Here is a 14,065-nt window from a genome sequence, read left to right on the forward strand (position 1 = left end):
CGTGTTGGCTTTTTTAGCGCTAAATTTGATATTTAGTACGTTATGCACAACAACGGTATTAATGTACCATAGGCAAGTTGCGTAGTTTCAGAACCAAAAAGGATTCGTTCTAAAAATGTTTCTTTCTCAACAAAGGCAGCGTGAATGTCTATTTTTAATACTTGTGTTATAGCATTCACTGCATTTACATCAGTAAGTTTATTAAGGCAAAAGTAGGTGTATGTATGTTCGGGGAATAATGCTCGTAAACAATCGTTATCCTCTTTCTTAGACATTACAATGGCATCACTATCAAGTTCTAAAACTACGAGTTCACATTGATGAATATTCAATATTTCTTTAAAAACAGCAATTCCCCTAAACGAGAAATCTTCACATCGCTGAGTAGAGAACAGCGCTTTATTAATGCTTGTAAATTTATAGTTTGCAGGTACAATGAGTGTTGGACATTCTATTTTGCGTATCACGTGTATCGTATTACTCCCAAAGATGACCTTCTCCGCTCCGTTTGCTCCATTACTTCCCATTATAATAAGGTCAATTGAATTGTGTTTAACAGCTTGATTTACTGCAGAGACAAAATCGTCATATTCAAACAGACCGTGAAAAGTATAGGATTGCGATTTGTAGTCTTTACTCAACTTTTTAACCAGTTGATTGACTGATTTTTTATTATCGGTAGCGATACTATTATAAATGGTATCTGTCTTAGACCCAGCTACTAAATCTGCACTAACATAATCTGAGTCTTTATGAACATTCAAAATATAAAAATCACATTCCCAATTCTCGAAAAACTGCATTGCATAATCTATTGCATTTAGGGAATTTTTTGAAAAGTCTGTGGGCAAAAGGATGTTCTTCATTCGTCTGAAATTTTACGCATACAAAGTAGGAATTCTATATAGTTGAAATAATGACTATTGTCATATAAATTTAAGAAAGGACGACGTTGGAAAATCATCAAAAATTCTGAATGAAATAATATTTTGGATGAAAAGCAGAACTGATATAAGTCATATTTTTTTGCTACACCTTCTTATACCTTCACCTAATATAACTTCTTAATAATCAATTACTAATAATTAGTAAGGTGCAAATAGAATTATTCGTATTGAGAATGATTCTGATCAACTAAAATTAATCCAAAGAACTCAAACTACTAACAAGACAATGATAGAAGAAATTCAAGAAAACAAAAGTATTAGTATGCCAAGAATAGGAGACAAAGCCCCAGAATTTAAAGCAGTGACGACACAAGGTGATATAAATTTCCCTACGGACTATAAAGGCAAATGGATTATTCTGTTTAGTCACCCCGCAGATTTCACACCCGTATGTACTTCAGAGTTTATGACGTTTGCAAAACGAGAACCTGAATTTATTGCCTTGAACTGTCAGTTGGTTGGTTTGTCCATTGATGGTTTGTACAGCCATATTGCTTGGTTGCGAACTATAAAGGACAAGATAGAATTTAAAGGGATGAAAAATATGGAAGTTAAATTTCCATTAATAGAAGACATCACTATGGAAGTTGCCAAAAAATATGGTATGATCCAGCCTGGGGAAAGTTCAACAAAAGCAGTAAGAGCAGTATTTTTTATTGATCCCAAGGGAATAGTTCGTGCACTCATTTATTATCCACTTTCAACAGGTAGAAATTTTGACGAATTAAAAAGAGCACTCATCGCGATGCAAACTGCTGATGCTTTTGATATCGCTACACCCGCAGACTGGCAGCCTGGAGATGATGTTATTGTACCTCCAGCAGGTTCTTGTGGTGTTGCCAAAGATAGAATGGAAAACAAAGAAGAAGGACTCACTTGCCACGATTGGTTTTTTTGTACCAAACCACTGCCCATTGAGAATATCAAAACGCATTAAATTCTTATAAGCTTAAATAGAAAACCATATGAACTATTTTAATTCAAAAAAAATTGCAGGAACAAAAGTGACCGATATTCGATCAAAAGTTGAAGAAGCTTTGAAAGCAGAAGGATTTGGGGTACTCACGGAAATTGATATTCAAGCAACCATGAAAAAAAAATTGGATAAGGACTATTTACCTCACCTTATTTTGGGTGCGTGCAATCCCGTTTTTGCAGATAAAGTACTTTCTGTGGATCAACATATCAGTTTGATGCTGCCCTGTAATATTACTATTCGAGAGATTGAAAATCATGAGGTAGAAGTGGCGATAATTAATACTTTAGAAGTGATGAAGGTCATAGAAAACCCTATTGTTGAAGAGTATGCTAAGGAAGTAAATGAAAAATTAAATCGTGTTTTAAAAAATATATAGGCAAGATCAAAAAACAATTTTTAAATATCAAAAAAATGGAAGCACACTATTATAATGTAGATGTCAACTGGGAAAACAACCGTAAAGGTATAATGTGTTCTCCTGAATTGAATGAGAAAAAAGGTATTTGTATTGAAGTGGCCACACCGCCGGAATTTCCGAAAGGGATGGAAGGAATTTGGTCACCGGAACATCTATTTGTGGCCGCTGTGAGTGGATGTCTAATGACTACGTTTTTAGCCATAGCCGAAAATTCCACACTTGAATTCGCAAGTTTTAGCTGTCAGGCAAAAGGAAAGCTGGAAATGGTGGAAGGTAAATTAATGATGAGTGAAATAGTGCTTAAACCAACTGTTGTGATTCATAGTGAGACTTATAGAGATAAGGCGATACGCGTCATAAAAAAAGCTGAAAACGCTTGTTTGATAACGCATTCCATCAAGTCAAAAATCATAATGGAAATAACAATAGAGGTGAAACCAATTTTAATAGAAAGCAAATGAAGACACAAAAAAATTTAGGTATTTGGTTGGATCATTCAACTGCAAATATGATTGATTTGAATTCCAAAAAACTCAGTCATTCCATAGCATCAAAATTTACTTTTAATATAAAAGAAGAAGCATTAAATAGAAGCGAAAGCCTTATGCATAATAAAAGACAGCAAATGCTTGAGGCATATTATAAAAAGATTTCAGATAAAATTTTGAAATATGACCGCGTGCTGTTGTTTGGTCCAACCAATGCAAAAACAGAGCTACATAATTACCTGAAAGAGGACTTACATTTTAAAGACATAAAAATTGATATTGAAGCAACTGATAAAATGACGGAAAATCAGCAAAATGCTTTTGTAAAACTTCATTTTGAAGGGAAATCGAAATAATTTAATTATCGAACAATTGTATATGAGCAATTTGAAAATTTCTGGTGCATTGTATTTCCTCGCTGGTTCGTTGGCGTTGATGGGTATAATCACTGCCGAAGCTATGTATCCGTCTGTTTATTCCACTTTCTATAACGAAATTAGTGATCTTGGCTCGACCAAACCGCCCAATAGTATCATTCATCAACCATCAGCATCTATTTTCAATGTAACTATGTTTTTGTCAGGTTTAATGAGTTTAGTTGCTTCTATTTATCAGCATATCAACTTCAGGAAGTGGGTTTTCACAGTTCCAATTGTGTTGTTTAGCTTGGGTTTAATAGGCGTTGGTATATTTCCAGGAAACATTAGCCCTTACCACGGAATGAGTTCTTTATTAGCTTTTTTATCAGGAGGTATCGCCGCTATTTTGTGCTTTAAGATTGTTTCTAAGCCTTTTAAATATTTCTCAATTGTATTTGGAATAATTGGCATAGCAACTTGGTGTACAGTTGTATTTACTCCAAATTTAATCGTACCGTACATCGGTCTCGGTGGTACAGAAAGATGGATTGTCTATCCTATAATGTTATGGTTAACTGGTTTGGGTGGTTATCTTATGAATAAAAATATAGTATAAAGTATTTTTAAAAAAAGCAATGAAACCGCCATTCACATTAGAACAATTTTTAGCCGTTTTTAAAAACTACAATGAGGGAGTTTTTCCAATGCAGCTAGTTTTATACTTAATTAGTGCTGTTGTAATATATTTTGTAATAAAACCAAATGAAAAATCTGATAAAATTATCAGTATCATACTTTCCTTTTTATGGTTGTGGATGGGAATTATTTACCATATACTATATTTCACTGCCATAAATAAAGCTGCATATTTATTTGGTGGATTATTTATTGTTCAGGGAATTTTATTTTTAGTTTCTGGTGTTTTTGAAAATAAACTTTCTTTCGGTTTTAGAAAAGATATCTATGGGATTACAGGAATTATTTTAATTGTATTTGCATTGATTCTTTATCCTATTGCAGGGTTTTTCTTTAGACATATTTATCCATCTTCACCAACATTTGGTTTGCCTTGTCCAACTACTATTTTCACTTTTGGGGTCCTTTTATTAAATATTAAAAAATGTCCACTTCCAATTCTTATCATTCCATTTGTTTGGTCAATTATAGGTTTTACGGCTGCCTTTCAATTTGGTATGCTAGAAGATACAGCTTTAATAGTGGCAAGTTTAATTACAACAGCATTGTTGATATATCGAAACAGAATATTATCTAAAAACAAACGGATTATAAATAATACAGGCCAATGAAAAAATATTTTTTCAATGGTTTCTTATTAACTATCCCTATTTTATTATGGGACTATATTTTTACGGATAGACTGCCCAAAGCTTTTCAACCTGAAATATTCTGTAAGGCTATTCCATCTTTTATAACATATGGAGAAAATATTTCAAGGATAGTGATGTTTGTATTCATTTCCTTAATACCCCTAAAAATTATAACCAACAAGCAAAAGAATGGTGTGCTGTTGTATGTTGTTGGCGTCTTATTATATTTTGCTGGATGGATTATTCTAATGTTTTTACCAGCTACTGACTGGAGCAATAGTGTATGGGGTTTGTTGGCTCCTGCATACACTCCATTATTATGGTTAGTTGGTATTGGCTTTATTGGAAATTCATTGTTTTTTAATATCCCATACAAAAGGTGGTTGTATTTTTTAGTCGTAATTATATTCCTGATTTTTCATAATTGGCATACCTATCTCATTTATTTTAGAACACATTAATTAAAATTTTAATCATTCATTGATATTAATAAAGCAAAATAAACTTATGATAATTGCACTCATATTATTGGGCCTTCTATTTATAATCCTAATTATTGGTAAAATAAATTTGTCCATAAAATTCAATAATCAAGTAAAAGAACTTTTTACGCAATCAAAGAATATATCCGACCAAACATTCCAAAAAAGACAATTGGACAGTTTGCCTGAACCTGTTCAACGCTATTTCAACCATATTTTAAAAGACGGGCAACCCTATATAAGTTATGCAAGAATTAAACACGATGGAAAATTTAAAACAGACCTTGATAAAGGTTGGATTAATATAACGGGGGAACAATATGCAACCATAGAAAAGCCAGGCTTTATTTGGAAAGGCACAACATCAATGTTTATTGCCCGAGATATGTATATTTCAGACAAAGGCAGACTTATTGCCACACTATTTTCCGTGTATACTGTTGCCGATGCAAAAGGCGAAAAATACAATGAAGGAGAATTACTTCGATGGCTTGGAGAAAGTGTACTATATCCCACAAATTTTTTACCCAGTAAGAATTTAAAATGGTCTCCTATTGATCAAAATTCCGCAAAACTAACATTCAATTACAAGGAGATGTCATTGTTTTTCAGGGTTACTTTTAATGAAATTGGCGAACTAACCGAGCTTGAAACAAAACGTTATATGGGCGACAAAGGTTTAGAAACTTGGGTAATAAAAGCAACAAATTACAAAGAAATGAATAATGTATTAATACCCACAGCCTTTGATGTCTTATGGCGACTAGAGAAAGGAGATTTCAGTTATGCGAAATTTAATATCACAGAAGTTGAATACAATAAACCTGAAAAATTTTAACTGTTATATAAGGTAACAGCTAGCTAAAATCCTAATCTCAATATAATACAAAGTGTTTAACCTTTGATATGACAGAATTACAAACATTAGTGATTTACGCTTTGCTCTCTGGATCGACTATTTTTTTAGGTGGATTGTTATCTCATTATTTTGGTATTTACTTTAAAGCCGGATTAGTAAAGGCAGAAATTATACACGGCTCCATCGCGTTTGGAGGTGGGATATTATTAGCTGCAGTAGCACTGGTTCTGATTCCTGAAGGAATGCGTCCGCTTTCGTTAATCTCTATGTCAATATGCTTTCTCATAGGTGCCATCACATTCTTTTTATTGATCGATATATAGAGAAGAAAGGAGGCACAATGGCGCAGCTGCTGGGAATGCTTTCTGATTTTGTGCCTGAATCTATTGCAATGGGTGCTGTGTTTTCACAGAATCCACAATTAGGAATATTATTGGCAATCATTATTGGTATTCAGAATTTCCCTGAAGCTTTCAACGCATATCAAGATCTGAAATCTAGTTATTCTGTTAGAAAATGTTTAATAATTCTATTTCTCTTGAGTTTTTTGGGCGTTGTGTCAGCACTTGCAGGGTATTACTTTTTATCAAGTATGCCTATGGCAATTGGAGCACTTATGAATTTCTCTTCGGGTGGAATTATTTACCTTATTTTTCAGGATATAGCGCCTTTGTCAAGTATGAAAAAAAATTGGATTCCAGCACTTGGAGCGTGTTTTGGATTTTTAGTTGGAATGATTGGTTTGAAGATGTTGGGATAAAATGGATGTTTTAGAATAGAATTTAAGTGTTCTTTTGGAATGGAGAAACAGTAACAAGAGTACTTGACAGTAAGCTTCATTTTCAATAAACCCCTTTTCATTTAGCTATGGGTAATTTAAAAAGAAATTCATCAAAAACATATTCATAAATCTATAAGTGAAATGTTATTCTGAAGTTACGATAAAGAGAAAATGATTGTTAATATCCCAAATTCTTATTTATTCACTATTTTTTGATTGATTCGTTTTCCCAGTTTTATCACTTCATACCAAATAACTGATAAAAACCCAATACCAATGCTTATAAATATGAGTGAAACATCTAAAATTTCAAATTCAAAAAATTGGTTGAGTGGTTTTACAAATAGTAGTAATGTTGAAATAATAATTGTAATTCCAATTACAAGTGGAACTAATTTATTCTTGTATTTTAACGTAGTAAAAACCGAATAGTAGAAAGACCGATTCACAAAGGTTAGAAAAATATTGGCAGACATTAGAACTATAAACACCATCGTTCTTGTAATGTACTCGTTGTAACCCTTTGATACTGCATATTGGTACACAATAAGAACACCTAAAGTTATCATTAAGCCTTGTAAGACACTTGTTGTAAGTTCTTTCCAATTAAAAAAATTAGCCGTTACAGGTCGTGGTTTTTGATGCATAGCAATTTTTTCCATAGGTTCGTTTTCATAAACAATAGAACACGTTGGTCCCATTATCAATTCCAATAAAATAATATGAACAGGAGATAGGATGTTAGGGTAAATCCACCCCAATACCAGGGGAATGAATACCGTTAGAATTATTGGGATATGAATCGATATTATATATTGAATAGCCTTTTTAAGATTGGTATAAATTTTTCTACCCATTGCCACAGCATCTACCATTTTTGATAAATCATCTTCAACCAAAATAAGAGACGCAGCATCTTTAGCTATTTCAGTACCTTTTTTACCCATTGCAATTCCAATATGTGCAGTTTTTAATGCTGGACCATCATTTACACCATCACCTACCATAGCAACGATTTCACCTTTTGACTTTAGGGCGTTGATGATTTTAAGTTTTGCATCTGGGAACATTCTTGTAAATATTTGAATTTCTGAAACTTTACTTTGTAGTTCTGAATCTGACAATTTCATTAACGCATCGCCCGAAATACTCTTTTCATACCCTTTAAAATCAATTTGTTTTGCAATGGCTAGAGTCGTAGCTTCATTATCTCCGGTAATTATCTTTACTGTAATTCCAGCAGTATTGAAATCTTCAAAAACAGATTGAATGTTTTGTTTTGGTGGATCATAAAAGGCTACCAGTCCTTTAAAAGAAAAATGAAAATCTTGTTGCTTTGTTGGAAAATCATCATCTTTAAAATTAGCCTCAGCTACTCCTAATACTCTGTAACCATCTGCAGCTAAAATATTTATGGTTTGTTCAATTTCTTGTTTTTGAAAAAGGGTAAGATGTGATACATTTAGTATTGCCTCTGGTGCTCCTTTAGCGGCGATAATTCTATTACAGGAATCATCCTGAAAAATATGCGTCATCATTGGTGGTTTGCCATCCAAAGGATATTCATGAAACATTTTATAGGTAAGTCTTTCATCATTCTTGAAAAACGTACTATAACTTTTATGTAAAGCTATTTCCATTGGGTCGAATGGAATAGGCTCACTTGCCCACATTGCAATGCGTATGAGTTCTTTTTCATCTATATTTATTTCCTTTTCAATTGAAATAATTCTTTTGCTTTCAGCACTATAGAGCTTTGCAAGACTCATTTTGTTTTCTGTGATTGTCCCTGTTTTATCTGTGCAAATCACAGTGGCGCTACCCAAGGTTTCCACTGTTTTCATTTGCTTCACGACAACTCCCATTTTCATAAGTCTCCAAGCTCCCATCGCCATAAAGGTTGTAAATGCAACTGGAATTTCTTCTGGCAAGATGCTCATTGCAAGGGTAAGTGCTTTAAGCAGACTGTCTAATACGTTATAAGATTTAAAATAATTTATAGCCCAAACAACTGCGAAAATGATAACACCGGCAATGACCATTTTCTTTACAAAATTGTTGATTTGCTGTTCTAAGGGTGTCTTTTCTTGTACTACATCTTCAAGGCTTTTTTCTATTGTACCTAGTTTAGTTTCATTACCAATTTTGGTCACGGTTGCAATAGCTAATCCAGTGGCTATCATCGAACCTGCATAAATTAGATTTTTGCCTTCCGTTTGATTTTTATAGACAGAAAAAGATTCGCCAGAAAGGATGGATTCATTAACCGAAAAATCATTCGAATGCACAATAAGTCCATCTGCTGGAATTGTAGTGCCTTCTTCCACCATCATACTATCTCCAATAACCAATTCCTCACTTTTAATTTCAGTTAGCTTACCATCTCTAATTACCTTGCAATTGGGTTGTGTAAAGTTTTTTAACTTCTCTAGAGCATTCCTGCTCCGAGAATCCTGATATAAAGAAATTGCAGAAACCAAGACAATGGCCAATGCTAAAAAAATACCATCACCAGTATTTCCGGTAATAAAGTATATAGAGGACGTAACCAACAGCAGAATTACCATTGGTTCTTTAATTAGATTTTTTAAGGCATATAAAAATCCGCTTTCTTTCTTAAAATTTAATATGTTTTGACCGTGCTTTGCTCTTGCCTCGATTACCTGATTTTGGGTTAAACCTTTTATATTGTAGGTTTTGTTGGACATTTGAATTATTTGCTAGTTATTAATTGTTTAGGGTATTATTTTTTGTTTTTATTAAATAATAGTCTCTGTAAAAGTAATTTGAACCTATAATTTAGAAAATGATATATATCACCCATCCTTAAAACTTAAGAATAATTTCGTTTGAGAATTATTAACAAAATATCACGCTACTGCTTAACATATAGACCCTATTGTTTTGAAAGAGTTTTGTTATATTATAATGTAGGATTAATCATCTTCTATACTTTTAAAAAGCAATATTATAGCTCTTATAAAAAGTAAATATCTATACTGATAAATATCATTTCTAAATATGCTTTATAAGTCTATTTTAGGGCTTTAAAAAGATCATAGAAAATGAAAACAAAACTGCCTACAAGACTTACATATTTTATCAATAACCTCAGGTTTCAACTCATTTTAATAAGTTTACTTTTAATTACTTGTATCACTGGTTGTGCAGATGCAAAAAAGAAAACTTTTGTTTTAGAAGATTCGGTTACTGTTACCGAACAACTCATTAAAAAAGACAGTGTCTTAAACGAGCCTAATTTTAAACAATCAATAATTGTAAATAAAGATGTTCCTATACGTATATATTTTAAATGGATGGATAGTTTGGTTGACGCACACAACAAAATAAACGATTACCTAATTGACGAGTATATAATAGTAAGATCTAATCCTTGGATATTAGATACTTTGGCAAATACGGATTACTATTACCTTGCAGAAAAAGGAATTTTTAATGAAGATTCCCAAGCTTTATTAGCACTACACAAAGGACAAATATTGGTTGTTCCAGATTCCACACAAACCCAAAAAATAAGGGAACGTATGGCAAATACCTATTTAGATCTTAATATTCCAGAATTCAGACTACGAATTATTGAGAATGGTAAAGAACTATATAAATTTCCAGTGCGTGTTGGGCAAAACAACAAACGTTATTTGGCAATGGCCAAAGGTGAAGTAGATATGCGTACAAAGCCAGGTGTTGGAAAAATTATTAGAGTAAATAAAAAACCTCTTTTTATTAATCCTAAAAACAATCACAGGTATTATGTAACAAATAGAGACGATGGTAAGGTGACCAAACTGCCAGCAATACCTTGGATAGAGCCAGAGATAAATGGAATTCGATTTGGGCAACTTATTCACCCTACAACCAATATGGCTACTTTAGGGAAGGCATATTCTAATGGTTGTGTTGGGCTAAGGGAATCTGATGCTTGGTTTGTGTATTATTATGCGCCATTAAACACCAAAGTAATATTTAGATACGACTTACAGGGAAATGATGATGAAGGCAATGACATCCAATTTGCAAATATTTATCCCGGTTTTGAAAACAAAACGTATACAAAAGAGGCAATTGAAGCAACTTTAAAAACGAGTGATGGGAAACCTATTAGCGTTTGCGATTGTGGTTCTTTAAATTGATCCAATATTCCGTTTAAAATAAGGGGCTATTTTTTCATAATTGACACTCCTATTTAATTGATTCCAGGATATATTAAAAATATAAAGATAGATCCACCATTCACATCAGAACAATTTTTAGTCGTTTTTAAAAACTACAATGAAGGAGTTTTTCCAATGCAGATTGTTCTCTATTTATTAAGTCCAATTGCAGTTTTCAGGCTCAATTCGGGACGAGCTTTTGCGGGAGTTATAGATTCGTTTGTGGAAGTTCCGGCATTGATTTTATTGGCGCAAGTTTCATTTTGGTTACGAAAAAAACTATTTTACTAATGAAAGTATATGACGTTATAATAATTGGTGGTGGACAAGCAGGGTTATCCATAGCATATTTTTTAAGAAGAAGTGAGTTGGATTATTTGTTATTGGACAATCAACTAGAAGCTGGTGGTTCTTGGTTACAAACCTGGGACAGCCTAAAATTATTTTCTCCTTCCAACTATAGTTCCTTATCGGGTTGGGCAATGCCTAAAAGTAAAGAAGAATATCCTACGAAAGCAGAATTTGTAAGTTACGTATCAGCCTATGAAAAACGGTATGGTTTCAATATACTTAGACCAACTGAGGTTATGCAAGTTGAAAAGAAACAAGGGCTTTTCAAGATTAAAACAAATACAGGTATTTTTTATTCCAAAACCCTAGTAAGTGCCACAGGAACAGCAAGAAATCCTTTTGTGCCAGAATATTCTCAAAACGCAGCTTTTATCGGTGCACAAATCCATTCTGCCAACTACAGGAATGCAGATGATTTTAAGGGAAAAAGTGTTCTTATTGTAGGAGGTGGAAATTCAGGAGCGCAAATATTAGCCGAAGTTTCTAAAGTAGCAAAGACCAAATGGATTACACTAAAAGAGCCTAGTTTTCTTCCAGACGACATTGATGGCCGATATCTTTTTGATGCAGCAACTCAAAAATTCTTGGGTAAACTGGATGACAAGAAAAATGTAAGTCACAGTATTTCCCTATCAAACATTGTAATGATTGAAAGTGTAAAAGACGCACGAACCAGAAATGTGTTACAAGCGGTCCGTCCCTTCAAGGAATTTTACGAAAACGGAGTCATTTGGGATGATGAAACAAAAGAACCATTTGATGCCGTTATTTGGTGCACAGGCTTTCGTGCCAATTTAAAACATCTAGAACCTTTAGGTATTGTTGAAAATAAAAAAATAGCGACTAAAAATACCCGTTCGTTAAAAGAGCCTAATCTATGGCTAGTTGGTTATGGAAATTGGACAGGATTTGCCTCTGCAACAATTTATGGGGTTGGTAAAACTGCCAGACAAACCGTAAAAGAAATTACCGAAGCACTATCAAAACACATAAATTAAATCAACTCTTGGGTTTATTTTGGGCTTTTGGGTAGAATGATTGCCTTGTAGATTTTAGTATAAATCCAATTGTTCGTTAGTTAATAACGTTTAGTGACAATGAACACTCAAATTGAATGAACATAGACAAAAACTATATATGTCGATAAAATTAAAATATTTCGACATATATTTGTAATATGTCGATGCCTTCGACATAGTTACTTCTAAATGTCGATACTATGTACCATCCTGAAAAACCATATAATGAACTCCCATTTTTGCCCCCTAATGTTGAGGTAGAAACGAAAAAGATACTAAAACAGGCGATAGCTTCCAACAAAATACTGGCAGAGCTAAAAGGAAGGGCAGATGAAATTCCCAATCAGTCAATGCTTGTTAACGCCGTTACATTGCAAGAGGCGAAGGACAGTTCCGAAATTGAAAATATTGTGACGACTCAGGATACACTATACAAAGCATTCTCTTCTAATATTTCTTCAACAGATGCGCAGACCAAAGAAGTTTTAAGGTATCGCCAAGCACTTTGGGAAGGTTATAATGATTTGAATAAAAGACCCCTATCGACTAATTCATTTATTAAGATTGTACAGACGATAAAGGAGAACGGTTCTAGTATAAGAAATGCACCAGGAACTACTATAACAAGTAATAATAAAACGATATATACCCCGCCAGAAGGTGAAGCAGTAATTCGAAATCTATTAAAGAACCTTGAAGATTTTATTCACACAGAAAATGATATCGATTCTCTTATTAAGTTGGCTATAATGCATTACCAATTTGAAGCCATACATCCTTTCTTTGATGGTAATGGTAGAACAGGGAGGGTAATTAATATGCTATATATCGTCGAGAAAGGACTTTTAGATACACCAATTCTTTATTTGAGTAAATACATCATCGAGAATAAAAATGACTATTATACAAATCTTAGAAATGTTACAGAAAAGTCGGCCTGGGAAACTTGGATTCTCTTTATGCTAAAAGGTATAGAAGAAACTGCTCAATATACTTTAAATAAAATAAACTCCATTAACCAGTTGATGCAAGAAACAATTCTGATAGCAAAAGAAAATCTACCCACGCGTGTCTATTCCAAAGAGTTAATTGAACTGTTATTTGAACAGCCCTATTGTAAAGTAAAATACTTAGTAGATAGCGGTATTGCAAAGCGACAAACCGCTGCCGAATATTTAAATGAACTTGAAAGAATTGGAATCCTAAAATCACAGAAAGTAGGAGTGGAGAACCTATATTTGAATGTGAAATTGGTTGAAGTTTTGAAAAAATAATCCCGTTCCACCCCATTTCTCTACATTTCGCGAAAAGCTGCATTCCGAGAAAAGCGGTTCACTACACTATCTTGAACCCAGTCGCAGAAAAAACGACAGCGTTCGCCCAGCAAAAAGGTACCCCAACCTTTTACTCCACAAAGTTTAAAATTCTGCCCGAGACAAACTGCATAACCGTTCGCTCGCAATTCAATATAATTTATGCTGAGAAAGGGCAAAGTATTCAGGACAAGCTCTCTTTTATAAGTTCTTACTCGTTCATAATTTTAGTGTGGGTTACCGAAAAGGTAACGGCGATGGCGCTATGGGAAGTAAGTGAATGAAATTGAAATGAACGCTACTCTGTATCATTTTACTATAAATGAAATCAGTAATAATATGGGAACATAGAATTCCATATCAAAAGAAAAGGAAAACGCTCAAGATATAATAAGTATGTGATTTTAAAAGGGAAAGTAAATCAAATTACATCAAATATGACCATCCAAAATGGATTATTAAATTAGTTTAATTCTATGATTATTAGTTGGTTAAAATTATTTAACTTCATTGAAATGTTTAAAAATATCAGAATCAAAGTTGCCTAATAAAGCTTTTCAGCGTTTGTT

15 protein-coding genes and 1 pseudogene are annotated in these 14,065 nt (G+C 33.2%); 14 read left to right on the forward strand and 2 right to left on the reverse strand.

What is annotated here, in order from left to right; translation table 11 throughout:
* Positions 1–32 precede the first annotated feature (32 nt).
* Complete coding sequence (locus ACQ2HF_RS09130; RefSeq protein ID WP_432410125.1) at positions 33–866, reverse strand: universal stress protein; 834 nt, start codon at positions 864–866, stop codon at positions 33–35.
* Between the two features lie 307 nt (positions 867–1,173).
* Between ACQ2HF_RS09130 and ACQ2HF_RS09135 the strand changes: the two genes are divergently transcribed.
* The 10 genes from ACQ2HF_RS09135 to ACQ2HF_RS09180 all read left to right on the forward strand — a co-directional run bounded on the left by ACQ2HF_RS09135 (position 1,174) and on the right by ACQ2HF_RS09180 (position 6,620).
* Positions 1,174–1,884 (forward strand): peroxiredoxin, encoded by a 711-nt coding sequence (locus ACQ2HF_RS09135; protein WP_432410126.1) that lies wholly within the window; start codon positions 1,174–1,176, stop codon positions 1,882–1,884.
* Positions 1,885–1,912: 28 nt separating this feature from the next.
* Positions 1,913–2,302, forward strand: coding sequence for a DUF302 domain-containing protein (locus tag ACQ2HF_RS09140; RefSeq protein ID WP_432410127.1), 390 nt, complete (start codon positions 1,913–1,915; stop codon positions 2,300–2,302).
* A gap of 35 nt (positions 2,303–2,337) precedes the next feature.
* A complete protein-coding gene (locus tag ACQ2HF_RS09145) occupies positions 2,338–2,805 on the forward strand; it encodes an OsmC family protein (RefSeq protein WP_432410128.1) in 468 nt (155 codons plus the stop codon).
* The gene (locus ACQ2HF_RS09150) at positions 2,802–3,188 is read left to right on the forward strand and encodes a hypothetical protein (RefSeq protein WP_432410129.1); all 387 of its coding nucleotides are present in this window, start codon (positions 2,802–2,804) and stop codon (positions 3,186–3,188) included. The genes ACQ2HF_RS09145 and ACQ2HF_RS09150 overlap by 4 nt, the downstream gene beginning before the upstream one ends.
* A 22-nt stretch (positions 3,189–3,210) precedes the next feature.
* Positions 3,211–3,807, forward strand: coding sequence for a DUF998 domain-containing protein (locus tag ACQ2HF_RS09155; RefSeq protein ID WP_432410130.1), 597 nt, complete (start codon positions 3,211–3,213; stop codon positions 3,805–3,807).
* A 19-nt stretch (positions 3,808–3,826) separates the two neighbouring features.
* The gene (locus ACQ2HF_RS09160; RefSeq protein WP_432410131.1) at positions 3,827–4,498 is read left to right on the forward strand and encodes a DUF6064 family protein; all 672 of its coding nucleotides are present in this window, start codon (positions 3,827–3,829) and stop codon (positions 4,496–4,498) included.
* A complete protein-coding gene (locus tag ACQ2HF_RS09165) occupies positions 4,495–4,980 on the forward strand; it encodes a hypothetical protein (protein WP_432410132.1) in 486 nt (161 codons plus the stop codon). Before ACQ2HF_RS09160 ends, ACQ2HF_RS09165 begins: the two co-directional genes overlap by 4 nt.
* Positions 4,981–5,026: 46 nt before the next feature.
* Positions 5,027–5,839 (forward strand): DUF6544 family protein, encoded by an 813-nt coding sequence (locus ACQ2HF_RS09170; RefSeq protein WP_432410133.1) that lies wholly within the window; start codon positions 5,027–5,029, stop codon positions 5,837–5,839.
* Between the two features lie 68 nt (positions 5,840–5,907).
* Positions 5,908–6,183 carry a hypothetical protein gene (locus ACQ2HF_RS09175; RefSeq protein WP_432410134.1) on the forward strand — a complete coding sequence of 92 codons (276 nt, stop codon included), beginning with the start codon at positions 5,908–5,910 and terminating at the stop codon, positions 6,181–6,183.
* A 17-nt stretch (positions 6,184–6,200) separates the two neighbouring features.
* Positions 6,201–6,620, forward strand: a complete 420-nt coding sequence (locus tag ACQ2HF_RS09180; protein WP_432410135.1) for a hypothetical protein — start codon at positions 6,201–6,203, stop codon at positions 6,618–6,620.
* A 215-nt stretch (positions 6,621–6,835) separates the two neighbouring features.
* Here the strand turns inward: ACQ2HF_RS09180 and ACQ2HF_RS09185 are convergent, their stop codons facing one another.
* A complete protein-coding gene (locus tag ACQ2HF_RS09185) occupies positions 6,836–9,349 on the reverse strand; it encodes a cation-translocating P-type ATPase (RefSeq protein ID WP_432410136.1) in 2,514 nt (837 codons plus the stop codon).
* A gap of 357 nt (positions 9,350–9,706) precedes the next feature.
* On the opposite strand from ACQ2HF_RS09185, the gene ACQ2HF_RS09190 reads away from it, so the two are divergent.
* The 4 genes and pseudogenes from ACQ2HF_RS09190 to ACQ2HF_RS09205 all read left to right on the forward strand — a co-directional run bounded on the left by ACQ2HF_RS09190 (position 9,707) and on the right by ACQ2HF_RS09205 (position 13,457).
* Positions 9,707–10,792: a L,D-transpeptidase gene (locus tag ACQ2HF_RS09190; RefSeq protein ID WP_432410137.1), complete on the forward strand. Its 1,086-nt coding sequence runs from the start codon at positions 9,707–9,709 to the stop codon at positions 10,790–10,792.
* A 186-nt stretch (positions 10,793–10,978) separates the two neighbouring features.
* A pseudogene (locus tag ACQ2HF_RS09195) lies at positions 10,979–11,104 on the forward strand (arsenical-resistance protein); the annotation flags it as partial.
* Positions 11,104–12,162, forward strand: a complete 1,059-nt coding sequence (locus ACQ2HF_RS09200) for an ArsO family NAD(P)H-dependent flavin-containing monooxygenase (protein ID WP_432410138.1) — start codon at positions 11,104–11,106, stop codon at positions 12,160–12,162. The pseudogene ACQ2HF_RS09195 and the gene ACQ2HF_RS09200, both read left to right, overlap by 1 nt.
* Before the next feature lie 221 nt (positions 12,163–12,383).
* Positions 12,384–13,457 (forward strand): Fic family protein, encoded by a 1,074-nt coding sequence (locus ACQ2HF_RS09205; protein ID WP_432410139.1) that lies wholly within the window; start codon positions 12,384–12,386, stop codon positions 13,455–13,457.
* Positions 13,458–14,065 lie beyond the last annotated feature (608 nt).

The organism is Rasiella sp. SM2506 (assembly GCF_050859505.1).
Taxonomy (GTDB): Bacteria; Bacteroidota; Bacteroidia; order Flavobacteriales; family Flavobacteriaceae; genus Marinirhabdus.